Source organism: Prevotella sp. E9-3, from assembly GCF_022024015.1.
GTDB lineage: Bacteria > Bacteroidota > Bacteroidia > Bacteroidales > Bacteroidaceae > Prevotella.
In genome coordinates this window covers 1,430,625-1,445,798 of record NZ_CP091786.1, presented here as the reverse complement: position 1 = coordinate 1,445,798, position 15,174 = coordinate 1,430,625, and the positions used below count along the sequence as shown (strand labels likewise).

Annotated in this window: 6 protein-coding genes; all 6 read left to right on the top strand. The window is 48.0% G+C overall.

Translation table 11 applies throughout. The features are described from left to right. Nucleotides 1-95 precede the first annotated feature (95 nt). Nucleotides 96-983, top strand: a complete 888-nt coding sequence (gene fabD / locus L6475_RS05135) for an ACP S-malonyltransferase (protein ID WP_237823153.1) — start codon at nt 96-98, stop codon at nt 981-983. Beyond that, on the top strand, nt 970-2,622 hold the full coding sequence (locus tag L6475_RS05130) for an alpha-amylase family glycosyl hydrolase (protein WP_237823150.1): 1,653 nt from the start codon (nt 970-972) through the stop codon (nt 2,620-2,622). Before fabD ends, L6475_RS05130 begins: the two co-directional genes overlap by 14 nt. Nucleotides 2,623-3,313: 691 nt before the next feature. Beyond that, entirely contained in the window at nt 3,314-4,402 is a 1,089-nt protein-coding gene (locus tag L6475_RS05125) for a helix-turn-helix domain-containing protein (protein ID WP_237823147.1), read from the top strand. 187 nt (nt 4,403-4,589) lie between these two features. Beyond that, nucleotides 4,590-4,784: a hypothetical protein gene (locus L6475_RS05120; protein ID WP_237823144.1), complete on the top strand. Its 195-nt coding sequence runs from the start codon at nt 4,590-4,592 to the stop codon at nt 4,782-4,784. Between the two features lie 26 nt (nt 4,785-4,810). Continuing rightward, on the top strand, nt 4,811-5,701 hold the full coding sequence (locus L6475_RS05115; RefSeq protein ID WP_237823141.1) for a hypothetical protein: 891 nt from the start codon (nt 4,811-4,813) through the stop codon (nt 5,699-5,701). A gap of 8 nt (nt 5,702-5,709) precedes the next feature. Then, complete coding sequence (locus tag L6475_RS05110) at nt 5,710-15,102, top strand: LamG-like jellyroll fold domain-containing protein (protein ID WP_237823138.1); 9,393 nt, start codon at nt 5,710-5,712, stop codon at nt 15,100-15,102. Nucleotides 15,103-15,174: the final 72 nt, after the last annotated feature.

The window sequence follows — 15,174 nt, the reverse complement described above, 5'->3', positions numbered from 1 at the left end:
TCCCTCCTTTTTTGTTTATGAAAAGTTGCAGGAATCGCAAAAAAAGTCTAACTTTGCAACCATATTTGTATATTATTTAATAGAATAAGAAAGAAATGAAAGCATTTGTATTCCCTGGTCAGGGAGCACAGTTCGTAGGAATGGGCAAAGACCTCTACGACAACAACCCCAAGGCAAAAGAATTGTTTGAGAAAGCTAATGAGATTCTGGGCTACAGAATTACCGACATTATGTTTGAAGGAACCGACGAGGACCTGAAGCAGACAAAGGTTACCCAGCCTGCAGTATTCCTGCACTCTGTAATCTCTGCTATCTGCATGGGCGATGCATTCCAGCCCGCCATGACAGCCGGTCACTCTCTGGGTGAGTTTTCAGCACTGGTAGCTGCAGGTGCCCTTTCCTTTGAAGACGGTCTGAAACTGGTGTATGCCCGTGCAATGGCCATGCAGAAAGCCTGCGAGGCAGCTCCCTCAACGATGGCAGCCATCATTGGTCTTCCCGATGAGAAAGTTGAAGAAATCTGTGCCGGCATCAACCGCGAAGGCAACGTAGTGGTATGTGCCAACTATAACAACCCTGGCCAGCTGGTTATCAGCGGTAATGTAGAAGCCATCAACGAGGCCTGCGAACAGCTGAAGGCAGCCGGTGCCAAGCGTGCACTGCCCTTGAAGGTAGGCGGTGCTTTCCACAGTCCCCTGATGCAGCCTGCCAAGGACGAACTGCAGGCCGCCATCGAGAAAACAGAGTTCCAGGAGCCTAAGTGCCCCATCTATCAGAACGTGGACGGAAAGCCTCACACCAACCCTGCTGAAATCAAGCAGAACCTCATTGCCCAGCTCACCTCCAGCGTACGTTGGACACAGTGCGTACAGTCAATGATTGCCGACGGTGCCGACGACTTCACCGAGTGCGGACCTGGCAAGGCTCTGCAGGGAATGATAGCAAAAATCAACAATACCGTGACAGCTCATGGCATCCAATAAGATTATCATCTATCAGATTTTTACGCGCTTGTATGGGAATACCATGCAAGCGCGTAAACCTTTCGGCACCATCGAAGAGAATGGCTGCGGAAAGTTTAACGCTTTCACTCCATCAGTGCTGAAAAGCTTGCAAGAAAAGGGCATCACCCACGTATGGTACACAGGCGTGATTCGTCATGCCACCATGACCGACTATTCCAAGTATGGCATTCCCCGCCAGCACCCCGCTGTTGTAAAAGGTCGCGCCGGCTCACCCTATGCCATTACCGACTACTACGATGTTGACCCCGACTTGGCCGTCAACGTGGACAAAAGAATGGAGGAATTCGAGAAACTTGTCAGCCGCACCCATCGTGCCGGTCTGAAGATGATTATCGACTTTGTGCCCAACCACGTTGCCCGACAGTATAAGAGCATCTGTGCGCCAAAGGGAGTGCGCGACTTAGGGGCCGACGATGACAGCACACAGGGTTTCAATCCCGAGCGCAACAATTTCTACTACTGTCCCGGACAGCAGTTCACCCCCTACTTCGACCTCTACCACGGCGAGAAAACTCCATATCACGAAGAGCCCGCCAAGGCCACCGGTAACGACTGTTTCTGCAACGCACCGGGACAAAACGACTGGTATGAGACCGTAAAACTGAACTACGGCATCGATTACTATGCTGGCGGCATAGGCCACTTCAACCCAATTCCCAACACCTGGAAAAAGATGCTCGACATTCTGTTGTTCTGGGCCTCCAAGGGCATTGACGGTTTCCGTTGCGACATGGCTGAGATGGTGCCGGCAGCTTTCTGGGGATGGGCCACATCACAAGTAAAAGAGAAATATCCCAATCTGGTGTTCATTGGCGAAGTGTACAATCCCAATGAATACCGCAACTACATCGCAGCCGGTTTCGACTACCTGTACGACAAGGTGGGCATGTACGACGTACTGCGCGACATAGTGTGCCATCGGCGCGGCTCACACGACATCACACATGCATGGCAACACACCGACGACATCCGCGACCACATGCTCTATTTCCTCGAGAACCACGACGAACAGCGCATCGCCAGCGATTTCTTTGCAGGCAGTGGCGCCAAAGCCATCCCCGCCCTTATCATCTCTGTCCTTCTGCAGCAGAATCCTTTCATGCTCTATGCCGGACAGGAGTATGGCGAGCGCGGAATGGACCAGGAAGGCTTCAGCGGATGCGATGGTCGCACTACGATTTTCGACTACTGGTCGGTGGACACGCTGGTACGGGCAGCCAAAGGGCAGCTCAGCGAAGAAGAAAAGGCATTGTCCGCACTCTACAACCGCATACTTAACATTGCCCACACAGAAAAGGCCATTGCCAATGGCAAAATGTTCGACCTGATGTATGCCAATCAACAGTATGGCGGTCAGTATGCTTTCCTGCGCAGTTGCAAGCAAGACACCCTGCTTGTGGTGGTAAACTTTGCCGATCAGCCCATAGACATGTCCGTCAACCTCACGTCGCATGCCTTCGACTATCTAGGCATTGAGGAGAAAACCTATACCGCAACCGACCTTCTTAACGGCACTCAGCACACGCTCACCCTTCAGCGCGATGCCACCGTGCAGGTAAAGTTGCAACCTCGTGGCGGTGTGGTACTGAAGCTGTAGCAACTACCGTTTTTTGAAAAAGTCTGTCTAATCTTGCATATTCATTCACTAAATTTTTCGAAAATCAAGACAAATAAAAATCGCAAATTAGAACGACGAGGTTAAGAAAAATTGCCTAAATTGTAATTGAAACGTCCTCTATATTGCAACTGAACTCATCTTATATCGCAATTCTTTAACTTTTATACTGCAACTGAACGTCTCTTGCAGTATAACTGAATAGCAATTGCAGTATAGGTTTTATTCACTTGCAGTATAACTACCATTCAATTGCAGCCTATATTCGGTGATTATTAAGAAAAAAGAGACGCCTTTTTTAATATCATAAACGTAATTCTTTAATTATCAGTGTATTACAAATAATTCGTAACACACCCCATAATTCGCGTGTAGAAGTCCGAAGTAGGAGTTGGTGAATTTCGTGCGATTCTCGCGCGTCTTGACGTAATAAATATACAGTCTGAAAGTGTATAAAATTACAGATATCAAAGCACATATTTAATCAACACCGAAAAAGATATTGTTGCTGTAACGAACCCGTAAACCTAAAAAAAATCCAATTTCCTACTTCTTTATAAATAAAAAACTTTATCTTTGCAAAATCAAATGGTCCATAAACAATGGCAAAGCCAACACATAATACATCAACCGACAAACAGCATGAGGGAATCCTCAACTGTAGCAAACTCTCATGTTTCCAGAAATAATTATATTCATCTTCGGAGTTTTTCTGACAGTATCCCTGGTTTGCGGCATTCTGTTATGGAAGCAACGCAAGGAGGTGCCAGACCGCTCACGCACCTATTTTTCCCTCTTATCCCTTTTATGCTCTGCCTGTGTCATCGTGTCTGTAACCGGTATTTCCCTCGATTTGTGGGATATTAGGGAATGGACACTTCTGGACCCCTTGAAGTCATTTGCGGGTCTTTATGCCATCACCCTTGCCACAGGCTATCCTATTGAGGTGATGCGTCCGGGGCAGTTGCGAGGTCGCTGGCTGTTTTTGCTCTGGTTACCGTCTATTATTGTGACTTTGCCGGTGGTTTTCGGCTTTCAGTTCCAACTTTTACATTCATGGGCCGATCTGCGTGAACATATCTTCGAATGGGATGTGTTAATTCGCTTTCTCAGCATTGCCTTTCTTTTCGTATATTCAATCATACTGCTTGTCATTCCCTACAACTGGCGCCGTTCGAGTGCCGACTACCAGTGGGTGCGTCGGTTTACACTCTTCGCGCAGGGCACTACCCTTTTCTATTGCGGAAACGTCTTTATTAACAATCCTATTTTTCTGATCCTGCATATTCTGTGGGGTACTTGTGGAATTTACTACTTCACCTATTTTGAGCGTCATATCCGCGTCATTCCGTCGCCCAATTCTCAAATAGATTCCTCTGTTCCAGAGCCTTTCCCATCCCATGTCAATACGGAAGAAGTGGATGAAACAACCTACGATTACTGGCCTATGATTTGCCAGATGATGGACGAGTGGGAGATATGGCGCAATCCCAACACCACGGTCGAGACGCTATGTACCGCCATCGGCACCAACCGCATCTATGTGGCCCGTTGTATCAAGGAACATACCGGAATGACGTTCAATGACTATATGAACGAGAAGCGCATCAGCTACATGGCTGCACAGTTGCGCCTCAATCCTGCTCAGGACCACAAGCACCTCTATTTTGATGTAGGTTTCCGCAACCGCCATACAGCCTACCGCAACTTTGTGAAGTTCATCGGCAGCTCCCCTACCGACTTTATCGCCTCCCTTTCGTAAATAAAAAAATGTAACAATATCCATTACAAGACGAACGTATGCAAGCGTAACGTCTTGATATTCTGCATTTTTCATTTTTGCAACATTGTTTTTCGATATTGCAACAACTGATTTATTAATAGTTTACGTGTTATTATCTAACTTTGGAACGTAAAAGTAAATTAATCAGACTAAACAGCATATTATCATGATGAAAAAAGATTATCAGTCGCCCATGTTGTGTGTGGTTCATATCACCAGCCATCGCCATTTGTCTTCTGCTAGCGGAGATGCGAACATAAGTGCCACCATATCGGGTTACGAAGAAGCAGGTAGTGATGGTGACGGTTTTATACAGACGCCCTCCTCTGCAGGCAACGAAGAGAATTGGAACCAGAACTGAAACAATTAAACATTTACAATTGACTTATGAATAAGATGCAGAACATAACGCTGACTGCCTTAACCGCCTTGTGCGTTTCGGCTGTACTTTCAGCGTGCTCCAACGATGACGGTCAGGCCATAGATGGTGACGGCAGAAATGTGCGCCAGCTAACCATTGCCGAAGTGCCCCTGTCACGTGCTACGCTCACAGACAACACAACTACGCTGGGAGCTGCGTGGAAAGCCGGTGATCCCATCACTTACCTGAACCTTACCAGTTTCACCGACATCACAATGAATTACGGCACCCTTACTGCCGCCTCTGGTAGTGCCACCTCGTCCTTTTCAGGTGAGGTCTGTTGTATTACGGAGGACAAAATTGCGCTTCTTTATCCTGCCACGCCTCCTATCACATCTGTAGAGAACCGAGGCAAGTTTTCCATTAGCCTTGCCCATCAGACGGGCCTACTTGCTGATATGGCAAAGGATTTCCACTATGTCTATGGTGTTGCTGAAGTCACATCGGTGACAGAAACCACAGCTACAGCCACCCGAGCCGAAATGAAACCACTGCTGGCAGCATGCAAGTTCACATTTAAGGACAAAAACGACAATCCTATCCCTGTCGGAACGCTCAGTATCAGTTATGGTACAGACCTTTCTGCCGGTTTTCCGCAGACTTATGTTTTAGTCCCCAATGCAGATCCTGCCCAGGTGTCAGTTCCCGACAATTTACCACCTACAGGAACGCCACTCCATATTACCCTTGATACAGAAACGACAGACGGTGTATATGTGGTGCTTTTCCCTATTAACGGACAAGTACTATTCTTCTCTGTGACCAATAGTGCCGGCACCTACACCGGCACAGCCTCTGCCACGCTGAAGGCGGGCAGATACTATCCTGCAACAATGAACTTGGAAAAAGAATTATAAATTGAAAAATGATGAAACATATTACTTCTCTGTTCAGCCAGACAGCCCTTGTACTCGTAATGCTTTTAGTGGCTGGAACAATGAATGCATCAAGTCCGTGGAAATTTAAGACCTGGAAATCTCATTGGGCCTCTTATGATGATCAGCCTACTTTAAATTTTGGCCAGCTTTATAATGGCTTCCCTAATAATACCTTTATTACAGATAATATATATGAAGGAGGGTGCCAATTTATAACATGGGGTTTTTCCCAGAAGAAATCCAAAATGATTATCATGTCACTTTTTACCTATAACGAGAATGTGCCATCTTATACACGAAGGGAGGTAGAATGGAATTATGTACTCAGTTCAAAGGTTGGTAAGGGACATGTTCAAACTGTTGCCTTATATCTTAGTGAGAATGATTATATTGAGAACACCTCAATAGATTGGACGGAAGATTATCAAAATGCGAGCGGATCGCAATACCTTCTCTCAAGACTCTCAAAAATGGGTATAGGTAAGAATGAACAAGAAAACGAAAAACACTTTACTTTTGACAACAGGAATTCCAGCAGTGCTAATTCTTGGAAATATACTGCGATGATGGTGTATTCCATTTTCAACAATTACAAGTCATTACAATTTGACCAACAAGTAAGCTTCAACACTAAAAATTATTCGTATAAGGATTATTACTACAAGGACATCACTTTCTATCCTAACGGCTCCGACGTTACCATGACCAATCAGATTATAGAAAACGGCGGTAAACTGAAAGCCTGTACTATGACACGCGATGGCTATTGTTTCATCGGATGGAATACCAAGGCAGACGGTAGCGGCACCTTTTACAGTGACCAGGCTACAATCACTGCCTCATCTACTGACAAAGGCCCTGTAAAGCTATACGCACAATGGGTGTCACCGGCAACAGGTACCAGCGGCGTATTCAACCAAGTTGAAAACAAAGTAAATCTGTCGTGGAACGCAGGTTCCATTCCCGGCAATTTCACCAACTACAAGTGGGTGGTCTATCGTGATGATAAAAAGCTTATAGCAAACAATCGGAACACTTGTTTTTTCGTTGATGAGGAAATGACCACAGAACAAACTCATACCTACGATATATATTTCGTTTCGAACGAGTGGAATGAAGGTGACAAACGTGATGGAACAAAGACATCTGTGACGGTGGACTGCACACGCAGGGTGCCTGTAAACAACCTCAACGTTGAACAGCAGGACGATCGTCTCGTATTCACATGGTCGTCTGACGGCTACCCCAAAAACATTGGCAACAAATTCTATATTTACATAGATAAGGAGACTACTCCCGTTGATACCATCATACCGTCTAATGGACAGAGTACCTTCAGGTGGGAGCACCGCACCACTGATTTGCACAGCGACCGCCAGAACGGAATTGACCCCAATAGCGGATTTCCTTTTACTGAAGAACAGTTGAGTGTATGTTCTCCTCACAACTACCGCATTGAGGGTCTCATTGGTTCTACGGTGCTCAACAAAGACTCCATCCTTCTGAGAGCCATTGGTCAGGGTACGCAGTTCTATGACTTAGATGCATCGAAAGGGGTGTATGAGGGTGCGGTAAAACTGACGTGGCATGTCAATAATCAAGGTTCCGAGACAAAGACTTACACCATAAGTCGTCGCGAAGCGGAGAATAATGGCTCTGAATATAATGAACTGACCAAAATGAGTAGTGCCGACGAATATCTGTTCTATACTGATGAGACGGCTTTGCCTGGCGTATTTTACGACTACAACATCTCCGTGGCAGATAAGTGCTCTGATGGTACTGAGTCAAAAAATGATATTAAAGACATCGGATTCGCCAAGAGCACCGGTACCGTGACCGGACGTATCGCCTACGGCTCGTCGGGCATTGCCGTGAAGGGGGTGGATGTGATTATGACGAAGAACAGTTCTGGCGACAATAAAAAGTCCCAGTTCTATTCAATGTATTTCAATGATTCATCAGGTTTTGTGAAATGGGACTACCCCTCAACCGAATATGCTACAGAGAAATTCTCTTCCGGTGATTTTTCCGTTCAGCTATGGCTGTACCCCGAATCGCTCAGCAATGGACAGATTATTAAAATCGACAACTGTGTGAGCCTGAACATGACCGCCAGCGGAGAGCTGACTTTCAGCGATAGCGCCACCTACCAATCCTTCGAGGGCATCAAGTTGAATGTGAACAACTATAACCACGTGGCACTGACCCGCAGCGGCACCCTAATGACGTGCTACGTCATGACTATCAATGAAAGGAACGAGCCTGTTGTTAAGAAAGCCAGCATCCCCCTAACCGACAAGCTGTCACTCGGCAATGCCACGCAGTTTGAGCTAGGACATTTCAAAGGCTCGGCCGACGAGTTCCGCCTGTGGACGAAATGCCTCAGCGAAGATGACATCATGGAGAATTACAACCACCTGCTTGTGGGCAATGAGGATGGGCTGGAAACTTACTGGACCTTCGACGAGGGTCTCCGCACACAGTTTTTCGACTATTCACGCACCGGCACCGATTATCATAAGCACCATGGTACGGATATCCAAAATGCTACTTCTTCAGACCGTACGCCTTCAGCTTTAGCGCTAAGAGCCAAGACTGATGCAGACGGCAACTATGTCATCCAAGGTGTACCCTTTAGCGAGGCAGGCACCACCTATACAGTCACACCGTTGTTTGGCATCCATGAGTTCAATCCCGGAAAGAGTGTACTCTTCGTTGGTCAGAACGCGCTGGTTCACAACAAGACTGATTTCGAGGACGTCTCCTCCTTCCCTATGGAAGGTTACGTCTATTATGCGGGCACAAACATCCCTGCCGAGGGCATTATGCTTTATGTTGACGGTGATCTGGTGACGGGTAATGGCGAGGTAAAGAAAACCGATGCCGTAGGCTACTACAAAATCAGCGTGCCCATTGGCAAACACTATGTGGAGGCCAAGCTCGACGGCCACACCATGGTGGCTGAAGGCCGTTTTCCCACACAAGGCGCCTTCAACTTTGACCGTGCCGTGACGTATGACTTTGCCGACTCCACGCTGGTGAACTTCGTGGGCCGCGTAGGCGGTGGTGAGCGCAACGACACGTTGGCCGTAGGTTTCGGTGAGTCTAAGAACAATATAGGTATTGCCACTGTGAAGCTGGAGTTGAACAACGAGTCGCTATCCTTCAACTGCGCCGACGACCACATCAGCACCGCTGCAACCAATCGCATCTGGGATAGCGACACCACGACTATCAAGAGTACTGCCTGGACAGGTACTGGTGCCGACTCTAAATACATATATATCCGCACCGACTCGCTGACAGGTGAGTTCTCTGCCCTACTGCCGCCATTGAAGTACTTCACCAAGAGCGTCAGTATAGACAGCAATCCCGGTATAGAATTCTCGTCCCTTTCCGAGATTGACCTCACCAATCCGCGAAAAGAGTTGAACGACTCATTAGATAGCCAAGCTTACTCCTATAACACCAAGCAGGTGTGGACCTATTATGCACAACCGCAACTTGAGATCAGCGAGACAGGATATAAGCCTGGTGTCTTTGGTATCAGGGAGAAGACTTACGGCAACGACGAAGATGGCAACAAGTACACCATCAACAACATCTGGACGGTTCAAGAAGACGGCTCCGTCAGCTATCTGCTGGGGTACCCCATCTACGAGACAGGCGATATGCGCTACTACGACTTCTATGCCTATGAACGGTACGTCAACCACGACGGTGAACAAGTTGTGGAAGACATCATCGCCCTGAAGGGCCAAACGTTGAAAATAACCAACGAGATGAGTTCTGAGCAGAAAGTGGTTTATCGGGTGGATGATCCCGACATCGAATATAAGGAAGGTGAGGTTGTGGATGTTCAGGACATTGAAATGGAACTGGACAGTATAGGATGCGGACACTTGACCTGGCAGGTGGGATACCCCAACATCACCAGCCCCTACACACGTCATTTCTCTGTCAGCATGGTGCGTAACAACCGTACCTATGTGCTCCACGACATGGATGCCATTGTGCTGGGTGCTCTCACCAACGGCAACAACTTCATTACCAAAGGACCCGACATTGTACAGTTTGTGCTACGCGACCCGCCAGGGGCAAAGTCCAGGACCACACTGAAGAAAGGTCAAGTGGTCAGTAAGACGCACTATTTTACACGTTCAGGTTATGGCAATGAAAGCCTTGTATTTGATTGTTTAACTGGTGTAGATGCGGAATCAGCTACTGGATTTGGAGTAATGGTAATAAATAAACAGAAAGTGACTAATGATTTTAGTATAGGCTGTCGCTATACATGGGAGCGCCAAGACAACAGAGACACCACCACCACCGTCACTACGGTTGAATCCGTATCTACCAGTGCATCCTATCCCTATGTAGGCAGTGCCGGTGACGTCTATGTGGGTACCTCTTACAACATGATTGTGGGTTCATGCCGAAACCTGCTGATACGCTTGGACGCCGACACCCAGCAGTATGTCATTGCGCTGGAGGACGCCCTTTCGCTGGGTCAGGAGATAGCAACGTCCTTCAAGTACAGCCAGTATGAGATAGAGACGGTGATGATACCCAAGTGGGTGGAACAGCGTAACGCTTTCCTGACGCCAGTCGCTACAAAAGCAGATGCCGAAGCATACCAGAATACCAGCAAAAAAACAGTCTATCTGTCGTGGATAGAAGAAGGGAAGGCGGGTTATGGTGAAGAGGGGAACTACCGCTTTGTGGCACCGAAGAACCCGGACGAAATATGTATTGACAGCGTACAGTGGTGCAATAATCAGATAGAGCTTTGGCGCAAGTGCATCAAGGATAACGAGGAGAATAAGGTTAACTCCATTAAGAACAAAGTGGCAGAGAATTTCTCCATCGATGGCGGTACATCATATATCTATTCTCAACGCGATGCTGTAACAAAAAACAAAAGTGGAATTCTTAATTGGAAAATAGGAGGTATTTTAGGCGAAAAATTTGGATGGGAAACCGACATGTTGGGGTTATTTGGAGTATCCACAACCATAAGTACAGAAAATGGTGGTGGACGTACCACTGGTGAAGGCACCAAAACCGAGTCATTCACCGAATGGGAGTATCATGTAGAGGATGGAAACCGCGACACCGACCTCTCCATCAACAAATATGCCTCGGATACAAATGGCTATAGTGACTTTTTCTATCTCTATGGCGGACAGACATACAATCCCTTTGAGGACAAGGAAGTGACTAAATACTATGAACCTGGCACTCCCCTTGGCAACGGCACAGAACAGATGGAACAGCCCAGCATGAGCATCAGCATCACGGGGCAGAACCCTTCGAAGAATGTTACCGTGACCGACATAGCCTCGGGACAGGAGGCGCATCTGACGCTGCATTGCACTAATATGGCGCGCGTGCACCAAGGAACGAACTTCAGTTACAATGTGGTGGTACCTGAGACGTCCAATACCAAAGGCCTACAGATTCTGATGGATGGTGTGCCCATCAGCGGACGCTCCATCATGCTGCCTCAGGGTGAGACGGTGACGAAGCAAATCACCATCCGACAGACCGACCAAAGCATACTTGACTACGAGGGCATACGCCTGCGTTTCTGTTCGCAGTATCAGCCAGGGCTTATCCATGATGACGTAACCATCAACGCCCACTTCAAACCCTCATCGTCACCCGTCGAACTGGCTATCACAGAGCCGGTGCTGAACACTGAGAGTAAGGACGGTACGTTACAACTGAAACTGACCAACTTCGACCGTCAGTTCAAGAACCTGCGCAAGGTGGGCGTACAATACCGTTTTGAGGGCAACACACAGTGGATAGACCTGCATACGTGGTGGACCAGTGCTGCCGACACTGCCGGTGTGAGCAACGACCTGTTGCCTACTACGGGCGACATTCGCTACGACGTAGATATGTCAAGCAACCTTAGTTATCCCGAAGGCAACTATGAGTTCCGAGCCTTTACTACCACGCCCTACGGAACGGAGCTGGTGAGCGTTTACAGCGATGTGACTAAGGTTGTTAAAGACCTGACTCGTCCGCGAAGTCTCTTCACGCCTGCACCGTCAAACGGTATTCTATATTATGGTGACCAATTGGCTATCGAGTTCAACGAGGATATTGTTCCTGGCTATGTGAGCGATAAAAATGTTATTATAACGGCCAAACTGAACCAGCAGACGGTGAACCACGAGGTGGCTCTACGCCTGCAGTCCAATGGAGATGCTCCCAAAACGGAGAACCCCGTATTCCTGAGCGGTGACTTTGCCGTGGACTTCTGGTTCAACTGGCATGAAAGCGGTACCCTTCTGCATAGTGGTAAAGATGGAACAAAATTTGCCTTGGGTATTGACGAAGAAGGCCATTTTGTAATCACCGTTGCCGGCAATCAGTTCATCAGCACCGATGCGCTGCCCAAAGACGAGTGGATTTTCCTGGCGCTGAACTTCAAGGCTGCCAATCTTGTCTTTGACGTACTGGCAAGTTATGATGGTAAAAATCTGAAACTGTTCGACAACATGCCCGTGACAACGGATGGCATGCAGAACCTCAGCGCTGCCAGTGACAACTACCTCTATCTGGGCCATATCAATGCCGATATGCATGCACTGAGCCTCTACGATATCAGTCACGATGTGAACGAAGCTTACTCCACGATGTATCAGAGCAAGGACGGCTATGTGTATGGACTGGTCAACTACTGGCCCATGGACGAGGGTCACGGCAACGTGGCCGCTGACCTGCGACGTACCCACAATTTTGTGGTGCCCAACTCGTGGAAGCTGGAGAACGTGAACTATGCCCTGCATATTAAAGATAAAGAAGGCGCCAAAGCCAACATATCAGATTTGAACACTACACGTGGGGACAGCTATGCTATAGAAATGTGGTATAAACGTGATAACACCCACGATGATAGCACCCCTGCTGTTCAGGTAGTTTTCAAGACGGACAGTCTGCAGTTGAACTACGATGAACAGAAGAACCTGGTGCTGGAATACGGAAAGAAGAAACAGACGGTAGCCAGCCACGAGGACTTCCCCGAGGATAATGTATGGCGCCATCTGGCACTGAATGTAGTTCGCGGACAGGCAGCCAGTTTCTATCTGGACGGTCAGCGAACGGCAGTCATCGCCGAAGCCGACGTGCCCCCTATTCAGGGTAGCGAGCTCATTATAGGTAAGAACACCACCGATAGCGAAGTGGACGAGGTGCGTATCTGGCATGCGGCACTGAGCGAGAGCTGCCTCACAGGCAATATTTACAACGCAATCGACACTGCCGACGTCTATTCACGCGGACTGGTGGCCTACTATCCCTTTGAACAGGCTGACAACGTGAACGGTGTAAAGACTAAGGTGCCAACCATGCAGAATATGGCAAAAGGACATCATAATACTGAGATCTCATCGACCAATTCTGAACTCGTACGTGCCATTCCCCCCGTAAAGAACGCACCTGAGGAAACTCGGATAATAGCCTCGCCCGTAGCATCGGAGCGTAAAGTGGTCATTAACTTGACGGGAGCCGGTATCAGCCCACGTGACATAGAAGGAACGACACTTAACATCACCGTCGATCAGGTGCACGACCTGCACGGCAACACATCACTGCCCATACGCTGGACGGCCTATGTACAGCAGAACACGCTGACGTGGACAAAAGATTCGGTGAATATCAATAAGATGTACGGCGATGATTATATCTTCGACGTGAATATCGAAAACAAGAGCGGTAGCGTAGAGTACTATACCTTATTAAATATGCCCCAGTGGCTCTCGATTGTAGATAGTGATCAGACCGACAATGTGCAGCCGCTGCGCAGGAAAACGCTACGCTTCAAGGTCAATCCACTAGTAAGTATCGGTAACTATGACGTGACCATAGGTCTGCAGGGTAACAACGAGATTCTGGAGCCCCTGCGCATTGTAATGAAGGTGCGCGGACAGATGCCCGACTGGGCCGTTGACCCGATGAAGTACGAGAATCAGATGACTATTACGGGACAGGTGCGTATAGGAGGTGTGCTGATGGAGAACCCCGACAGTCGCGTGGCTGCTTTCATCAAAGGCGTATGCCGCGGTGTGGCTGCTCCCAAGCAGATTCGCGGAACCGCTTACATCCCCCTGTCTGTATATGGTACTGCACAGCAGGAGATCAACGGAAAGATGTGTGATTTAGACCAGAACCAGCCTGTTACTTTCCGCATCTGGGATGCGAATACGGGCATTACATACACTAATGTGAGTCTGATCCTGCCAAACGGAACAAGCCAGGATACATTAATATTCAACCCCACACAAAGCTACGGTACGTTTGACACCCCCGTCATCTTCACCAAGAGCAAGTACGTGGAGCAGCCGCTCAGTCTGAAGCAGGGCTGGAACTGGCTATCACTGGGTGTAACTCCAGCAAACGACTCTGTATCTGTGGTCTTCAAGGACGTGGCATCATGGAATGTGCGTCTGAAAGATCAGACGGAAGGAATCTCCTACTGCAATGGTGTTTACTGGTCTGGTCCCCTGACTAAAATGTCTGCCAATACGATGTATAAGATGTTCCTAAGCCGAAAGGACGGAAGCCATGAATTACCTGATCCCCTGATTGTGATTGGTGAACAGATAGAATCTCCCAACTCATCAGTAACGATTAAGAATGGATGGAACTGGATTCCCTATACGCCATTTGCAACAATGCCACTTGGCGAGGCACTGGCCGGTGCTAACCCGCAGCCGGGCGATCAAGTAAAGTCACAATTCGCATTTGCATACTACGGCCCCTATGGATGGGAAGGTAATCTGGAAGCTATGGAGAGCGGAAAGGGATACCTTTACTATAGCGCAGATAGCCGGGAAAAGGTATTTACCTATCCTACTGTTGATTACCAACACTACAGGACACTCGGAATAAACAGAGCACACAGGGCTCCGTCTGTCTTCGAACCGGTAGATCCTACCAATTATCCGGACAATATGTCTATGGTTATCAGGCTTGTCAATGATGGTGAGCCTGTTGATGAGGCCGAGGTGGCTGCCTTCATTAACGATGAATGCCGAGGGGTTGCCACATGTAGCGAAGGGCTCTACTACCTGCTTATAGCAGGAGAAGGAAGCGGTCAGCCTATTGAACTGCGCGTTGCCTATGGTGAAGAAATTCTGACGCTGAACGCCTCGATTACCTACAGTAGCGACGGTAATGTCGGTACTCCGTGGGATCCTCTGGTGATTGAGCTCCAGAATACCGATGATAGCATTAACAGCATCATAACCGACGAAGGCAAAGAGGAAGGCTGGTACAGTCTGCAGGGTATCAAACTGCAGCACAAGCCGACACGTCGCGGTATTTATCTGCGAGGAAAAGTGAAGACAACAGTCACACAGTAAGAAATTAGGAAACTGCTATCCGTCAAAGGGTAGCAGTTTCTTGGATATATGATTTACATTTTTGATATTTCC

Excerpts from the sequence above, each read along its gene's own strand:
- L6475_RS05130 (WP_237823150.1), top strand. The coding sequence starts at position 970 with ATGGCATCCAATAAGATTATCATCTATCAGATTTTTACGCGCTTGTAT.
- fabD (WP_237823153.1), top strand. The coding sequence starts at position 96 with ATGAAAGCATTTGTATTCCCTGGTCAGGGAGCACAGTTCGTAGGAATG.
- L6475_RS05115 (WP_237823141.1), top strand. The coding sequence starts at position 4,811 with ATGAATAAGATGCAGAACATAACGCTGACTGCCTTAACCGCCTTGTGC.
- L6475_RS05120 (WP_237823144.1), top strand. The coding sequence starts at position 4,590 with ATGATGAAAAAAGATTATCAGTCGCCCATGTTGTGTGTGGTTCATATC.
- L6475_RS05110 (WP_237823138.1), top strand. The coding sequence starts at position 5,710 with ATGATGAAACATATTACTTCTCTGTTCAGCCAGACAGCCCTTGTACTC.
- L6475_RS05125 (WP_237823147.1), top strand. The coding sequence starts at position 3,314 with ATGTTTCCAGAAATAATTATATTCATCTTCGGAGTTTTTCTGACAGTA.